We start from the raw sequence: 6888 nt of genomic DNA on the forward strand, positions 1-6888 counted from the left end.
TGGAGCGAGCTGGACGCGGCGGACGGGCCGCGGCTGCGCGCGTGGATGAACGCGTGGGTGGAGACACGGACGCCCGACGGTGAGAGCTTCGCGGACGTGGCCGCGCGTGTCGCCAAGTGGGCGGCGGAGCTGCCGGGCGAGAGTTCGATCGCGGTGGTGGCGCACGCGGGGAGCATCCGCGCGCTGCTCTGCACGGCGCTGGGGCTGCCGCTGGAGGCCGCATTCCGCCTGCGCATCGACCACGCGCGCGTGAGCGCCCTGCGCCTGCAGCCGCACGGCGCGGAGCTGCTCTACCTCAACGCGGAGGCGCCGGCGGAGGGGTGAGGCTTGTAAACGGCATCATGAATTGTGAGTGCGGTCTTGTGCGGCGGGTGGAAATCGCAGTATTTATCCGCTCTTCACGAGACAAAATTCAGAAATCCAACTCCTTCGATTTCCCCATGGCCGTTTCGATCCAGCTTCTGATTCAGGGGCAACCGCCGCTCGAGACGATCACTCCTGGCGCGACCCTGCACGACGCCGTGGCGCGCATGATCGAACATGATTTCAGCCAGTTGCCGGTCGTGGAGAATGATCGGCCCTACGGGACGCCGGCGAGCTTGGTCACAAGCAGTTCCATCGCGCGCGCCCTACACATGTTCGGCGCCTCCCTGAAGGAGCTTCAGGTCAGGGACGCCGCCATCCCCGCGCGCACGATCTCGGCGGACGAGGATTTGTTCTCCAAGATGGACGACCTCCTGGATGACGCGGTACTCGTTCTGAATCCGGACGGGAGCCTTGCCGGGATCGTGACGAACTACGACACGACCCAGTACTTCAGACGCCGGGCGGAAGATCTGCTGCTGGTCGAAGACATCGAAACCACGCTGAAGGATCACATACGAATCGCCTATGGTGGCGACGAGGAGGATCCGAACGGACCCATTCAGGCGGCGGTGGACGCGTTGAGCACCCGTGAGGACAGCATTCGCGAGGCGTGCAGGAAGAGCTTCCGCAGATTCTGCGGTCAGCGTCAGATCCCGGTTGGTGATGCAGAGCTGGCGGAAACCATCGATGCCAACTTCACCGGGCCGGACGAAACGAGGCGCTTCGACGACCTAGCACTGAGCGAATACATCCAGCTTGCGAGTGGAAGGAGCGGCTGGCCAAAGCTCGAACCGATCTTTGGCGTAAAGGCGGAAGCGTTCCGCCTGATGCTGGACGGAGTGCGCAAAACGCGCAACAAGCTCATGCACTTTCGTCCGGACATCGAGCGGGTCGAGCGGGATCGGCTGCGGTTCTGCGCGGAGTGGTTCAAGAACCGCCCGGTGATTACTCCCGAACCGGGCGCCGTCGACGAAAGCGTAGCGTCAATCGAGCAGCCGGTGGAGCCCACATTGCAAGGGGACGAACCAGCGCCTGAGCGGGAGGACGTCACCGCCCCGGCCTCAGGAATCGGTGAAGGCAACGCTGTTGAGAGCAAGTATGCACCGCTGGCCGCGACTCTCGCGCGCCAGCCCCGCAGTGTCGAGCGCGTCACGCTCACATTCGAGGAAATTGAGCAGATTATCGGCGCGTCCCTGCCCGCATCCGCCCGACAGCACCGGGCGTGGTGGGCGAACGACTCCGCCGCACACGTGCAATCCGGTGAATGGTTACGTGTGAACTGGCGCGTTGTATCGATCAACATGACGCTGCAGCGGGTGGTGTTCGCTCGGGCGCACGACCGTGAGAAGGCCTACATCGACTTCTTCAGCCAGGTGCAGAACCGCCTGCGGGAGCTGCCCGATTTCCCGCTTCACGATGTCAACCCGCTGGGGCTAAACTGGCTGACGCTCGCGCGATTCCCGGAAAACGGGCTGACGCTCACGACCTCCTTTGCGCGCGGCAATCGTGTTCGCCTGGAGTGCTACATCGACACGGGCGACGCGGCGGAGAATGAGTCCATCTTCGAGTCTTTCCAGCAACAGCAGGCACAGATGGAGGAGACAGTGGGCGCCGCGCTGGAATGGGAGCGGCTGGACAACCGGCGGGCGTGTCGTGTCGCGCTGTACACGCCTGGATCGATTTCGCAGGATCCGGAACAGCTTCAGTCACTCGCGGAGTGGGTGGTGGAGAACGCTCCTCCATTCTATCGCGCCATCCGTCAGGCAGCCTGCGACGCAATTCAGGACTGACGCCGGGGCCATCCGCAGACGCAAACAGACCCCGTGTTCTCCTCTGAGAGCGCGGGGTCTGTCCGGATTTCCTCCCGTACCCGCTCCACCCGCGTCTACGCGCTCGTCACGCGCTCCAGCGTCTCGATGACGGTGGGGATCTGGGCGGGCTTGGGGAGGTAGTCCACGGCACCCAGCCCCTTCATCACGTCCGGCATGGTGGGGTCCAGCGAACCGCTGAGCACCACCACGGGGATCAGCATCGTCTTCACGGACGCCTTGAGCTTTCGCAGCGCCTCCACGCCCGTGCCGCCGGGCATGTTGATGTCCAGCAGGATCACGTCCGGCTGCGGCGCGCGCATGGCGAACATCATGGCCTGCATGGCGTCGAACGCGGGGACGGGCTCGTGGCCCACCTCGCGCAGCACGGCGCACAGCAGGTGCGAGATGATGCGGTCGTCGTCGGCCACCAGCACCCTCATGCCGCACCTCCCGCCATCATCGCGGCCATGGCCGCGCACGCCCGCTCCGCCTCCGCCAGGAGCGCCGCCAGCGCCGTCTCCGCGCCGGCCAGGTCGCCGTCGCGTCCCCGCGTCTCCACGACGAGCGCCGCGGCCGCCAGGGGCGCCGCCGCCAGGCTGCCCGCCGAGCCCTTGAGGGTGTGCGCGGCGTCCATCACCCCTTCCGCGTCCCCGCGGGCGAGGGCGGCGGTGATCTCGCCCACCAGGCGCGGGCACTGCTCCACGAAGAGCTCCGCCAGCTCGCCCAGCAGCTTTTCGCTCCGGCCGATCTGGTCCAGCAGCCCCTCGCGGTCCCACGCGGGCACCTCCGCCGGCACCGCATCGGCCGCGGACGGCGCGGAGAGCGACGCGTCGTCCGTCCCGGCGCCGGCCAGGCGCTCGATGGCGTCGAAGAGCGCGTCGGCGCGCAGGGGCTTGGGCACGTAGCCGTCCATCCCCGCGTCCAGGCACCGCTCGCGGTCGCCCTGCATGGCGCGGGCGGTGAGCGCCACGATGGGGGTGCGCCGGCCCGTGCCGCGCTCCAGCTCGCGGATGCGCGCCGTCGCCTCGAACCCGCCCATCTCGGGCATGTGCACGTCCATCAGGACCACGTCGAATCTCCTCTCGTTCAGCACCTGCACGGCCAGGCGGCCGTTGCCCACGGCCTCCACGGCGTGTCCGCGCTTGTTCAGCAGGCTGATGGCCAGCTTCTGGTTCACGGGGTTGTCCTCGGCCAGCAGCACGCGCAGGGGGCGCACGGCCGCGGGGGCCGCCGCGGGGCGCTCCGGCGGGGGCGCGTCGCCGCCGTGCGCCGTGCCCATGACGGACACGATGGCGTTGAGCAGCTGCGACTGGCGCACGGGCTTGGTGAGGTGCGCGCCCACGCCCAGGGCCCGGCACCGCGCCGCGTTCCACTGCCGCGCGGCGGAGCCCAGCATGATCACGCGCATGGGGGCGCAGCGCGGGTCTGCCCGCAGGGCCTCCAGGAGGGCGAACCCGTCCATCCCGGGCATGTCGGCGTCCACCACCAGCAGGGGAAATCCCCCGCCCTCGCGCAGCACGGCGGCCACGGTGCCCAGCCCGTCCAGGCCGTCGGCGGCCGCGACGGGGTGCATCCCCCAGCTGCGCAGCATGTCCTGCAGGATGCGGCGCGTGGTGCTGTTGTCGTCCACCACCAGCACGGGCAGGCCCTGCAGGGTGGCGGGCGGCGCGGGGGGCGCAGCCTCGGCGCGGGTGGCGTCCACCCCCAGCTCCGCCGTGAACCAGAAGGTGCTGCCCCGCCCCGGCTCGCTCTCCAGGCAGATCCGCCCGCCCATGGCCGCCACGAGGCGCGAGGCGATGGAAAGCCCCAGCCCCGTGCCGCCGTACTCGCGGGTGGTGCTGGTGTCGGCCTGCGAGAACGCGTGAAAGACGTCCGCCTGCTTTTCGGGCGGGATGCCGATGCCCGTGTCGCGGACGGAAAAGCGCAGCCGCACGCCGTCGTCCCAGCGCTCGTCCACGCCCACGTGGACCACCACCTCGCCCGCGGGGGTGAACTTGATGGCGTTGCCCACCAGGTTCACGAGCACCTGCCGCAGCCGGCCCAGGTCGCCCACGAGGGCGTCGGGGACGTCGGGGGCGATGGTGAGGGCGAGCTCCAGCTGCTTTTCGTGGGCGCGCAGGGCCAGCGCGTGGACGGTGTCGGCCACGCCGTCGGCCAGGCGGAACGGGTGCGGGTCCAGCTCCAGGCGCCCCGCCTCGATCTTGGAAAAGTCCAGGATGTCGTTGATGACGGACAGCAGCGACTCGGCGGAGCGCTCGGCGGCCTCCAGGTGCTCGCGCTGCTCGGCCGTGAGGTCCGTGTCCAGCGCGAGCCCCACCATGCCGATGACCCCGTTCATGGGGGTGCGGATCTCGTGGCTCATGTTGGCCAGGAACTCGCTCTTGGCCTGGTTGGCGGCCTCGGCGGCGCGGCGGGCCTGCTCGGCGGCCTCGCCGGCGGCGCGCAGGGCCTCCTGGGCGCGGCGCCGCTCGGTGATGTCCTGCATCTGCCCGATCAGGTACCGCGGCTGGCCGTCCTCCTCGCGAAAGACGGTGACGGTCAGGAGGATCCACACCGTCTCGCCCGTCCTGCGCAGGTAGCGTTTTTCCGTCTGCCAGCCGGCCGGCAGCTCGCCCGCCACGGCCCGGGTGATGTAGCCGGCCGTCTGCGCGCGGTCGTCGGGGTGGGTGATGTCGCGGATGGTGAGCGCCAGCAGCTCGTCTTCCGTGTAGCCCAGCAGGGCGCACAGGGCGGGGTTGGCCCGCTCGATGGTGCCGTCGGGGCGCGAGAGCGCCATCCCGATGCCCCCCTCCTCGAAGGCGATGCGGAACTGCTGCTTGCTTTGCCGCAGGGCCTCCTCGGCCCGCAGGCGCTCCGTGATGTCGAGCACGGTGGCCACCACGGCCGGGCGGCCGTCCAGGACAATGCTGCCGCCGTAGACCTCCACGGGCACGCGCGTGCCGTCCTTGCGCAGGCACACGGTGGTGTACTGCACGTCACCGGCGCCCTCCAGCCGCCGCCGCACCATCTCGTGCACGCGCGGGTGCTCGTCGGGGGCGATCAGGCTCATCATGGGCAGGCCGGGAAGCTCGTCCACGGTGTAGCCCATCATCTCGGCAAAACGGGGGTTGCCGTACAGCACGCGCCCGTCCTGCCCCATGTAGGCGCCCGTGAGCGACTGGTGGGAAAGGGCGTGGAACATGGCGGCCGTGCGGGCGGCCTGCTCGGCGGCCAGGCGCTGGGCGGTGATGTCGCGGCTGTTGACGACGATGCCGCGCACGGCGGGGTCGTCCAGGCGCCCGTGCCCCACGGCGTGCACCCACGCGTACGCGCCGTCCGCCCGCTGAAAGCGGAACTCGGCGTGCAGCACGAGCCCCGGCTGGGCCAGCAGCTGCCCGAAGACGGCCATGACGTCGGCCCGGTCGTCGTCGTGCACCCGCTCGAAGATGTTGCTGCCGGCCATCTCCTCGGCCGTGTAGCCAAAGACGCTCGTGTACGCCTGGCTGCCGTAGACAAAGCGTCCGTCGGCGGAGAGGATGGTGATGACGTCGGACGAGTTCTCGGTGAGGGAGCGAAAGCGCTCCTCGCTCTCGCGCAGGGCGTGGGTGCGCGCGTCCACCAGGCGCTCCAGCTCCTCGCGGGAGCGGCGCAGCACCTCCTCCGCCCGCACGCGCTCGGTGATGTCGGTGCTGCTGATGGCCAGCCCGTCATCCACCCTGACGACGTACACGCGGAACCAGCGCCCGTCGCCGTACTGCACCACGCGCTCGGAGCTTTCGCCCGTGCGCGCCACGGTGCGGTACGCCTCGAAGCGGCCGGAAGACAGCGTGTCGGGAAAGAGCTCCCGGAAGCTGCGCCCCGTGAGCGCCTCGCGAGCGCGGCCCAGGGTGCGTTCCAGGGCGGGGTTTCCGTACGTGAGGACCAGGTCCTGGAGGTCGCCGTCGGCGCCGCGCACGAACTCCCACAGGGAAAAGTTCTCGGGCGATGCGTCGTGGACGGTGCGAAAGCGCTCCTCGGCGGCGCGGCGGCGGGCCTCGTCCTCCACCCGCTGGGTGATGTCGCGCGCCACGGCGTACACCATTCCCTGCGCGTCGGGCGAGGTGGCCGTCCACGAGAGCCAGCGGTACGCGCCGTCGCGGCAGCGGTAGCGGTTCTCCAGCTCGGGCGCGCCGCCGGCGGCCATGCGTTCCATGGTGGCCAGGGTGGCCGGGACGTCGTCGGGGTGCACCAGCTCCAGGAACGGGCGCGCGACGAGCTCCTGGGCCGTCCATCCCAGCGTCCGGGTGAACGCGGGGTTCACGCGGTGAAAGCGTCCTTCCACGTCCGCCAGGCACAGCAGGTCCAGCGACAGCTCGAACAGCTGCTGCGCGTCTCGCGCGGCGGCGTCGTGCGGACAGGTGGATGCGGGGGAGCTCGTGGACATCTGCGCTGCGTTTCGTGGGCGGAAGCAATCCGATGCCCCCAGTATCGGCCGCCCCGCGCCCCGTCTGAACAGGTCGGGACCAGGACCAGACGACCCAAAAGACAATTCTCCCGCAGAGCCGCGGAGGACGCAGAGTACTTCATCGCGTGACGAAGTTCCTCCGCGGCTCCGCGGCTCTGCGGGAGAATGCAGTGGAAACCCAAAAACATTTTCACGCAGAGGGAGCAGAGGCAGCAGAGTACCCCGGATCCCGCACGGGCCACCTCCCCGCGCGAGGGCACGATTCCCCTAACCAGATGATGGGACGGG

4 protein-coding genes are annotated in these 6888 nt (G+C 69.6%); 2 read left to right on the forward strand and 2 right to left on the reverse strand.

Going from position 1 to position 6888, the window contains the following annotated elements; genetic code table 11:
* Together VFZ20_RS07740 and VFZ20_RS07745 are read left to right on the forward strand one after the other, a co-directional pair.
* Positions 1-324: histidine phosphatase family protein (locus tag VFZ20_RS07740; protein WP_329683276.1), on the forward strand; the 324-nt coding region annotated here is incomplete at its 5' end.
* Positions 325-440: 116 nt separating this feature from the next.
* On the forward strand, positions 441-2156 hold the full coding sequence (locus tag VFZ20_RS07745) for a DUF4268 domain-containing protein (RefSeq protein ID WP_329683277.1): 1716 nt from the start codon (positions 441-443) through the stop codon (positions 2154-2156).
* 95 nt (positions 2157-2251) lie between these two features.
* Here VFZ20_RS07745 and VFZ20_RS07750 read toward each other — a convergent pair whose 3' ends face one another.
* Together VFZ20_RS07750 and VFZ20_RS07755 are read right to left on the reverse strand one after the other, a co-directional pair.
* Positions 2252-2617, reverse strand: coding sequence for a response regulator (locus VFZ20_RS07750; RefSeq protein ID WP_329683278.1), 366 nt, complete (start codon positions 2615-2617; stop codon positions 2252-2254).
* Positions 2614-6579 (reverse strand): PAS domain S-box protein, encoded by a 3966-nt coding sequence (locus VFZ20_RS07755; RefSeq protein WP_329683279.1) that lies wholly within the window; start codon positions 6577-6579, stop codon positions 2614-2616. Before VFZ20_RS07755 ends, VFZ20_RS07750 begins: the two co-directional genes overlap by 4 nt.
* Positions 6580-6888: the final 309 nt, after the last annotated feature.

The organism is Longimicrobium sp. (genome assembly GCF_036280135.1).
Taxonomy (GTDB): domain Bacteria; phylum Gemmatimonadota; class Gemmatimonadetes; order Longimicrobiales; family Longimicrobiaceae; genus Longimicrobium.

Excerpts from the sequence above, each read along its gene's own strand:
- VFZ20_RS07750 (WP_329683278.1), bottom strand. The coding sequence starts at position 2,617 with ATGAGGGTGCTGGTGGCCGACGACGACCGCATCATCTCGCACCTGCTG.
- VFZ20_RS07745 (WP_329683277.1), top strand. The coding sequence starts at position 441 with ATGGCCGTTTCGATCCAGCTTCTGATTCAGGGGCAACCGCCGCTCGAG.
- VFZ20_RS07755 (WP_329683279.1), bottom strand. The coding sequence starts at position 6,579 with ATGTCCACGAGCTCCCCCGCATCCACCTGTCCGCACGACGCCGCCGCG.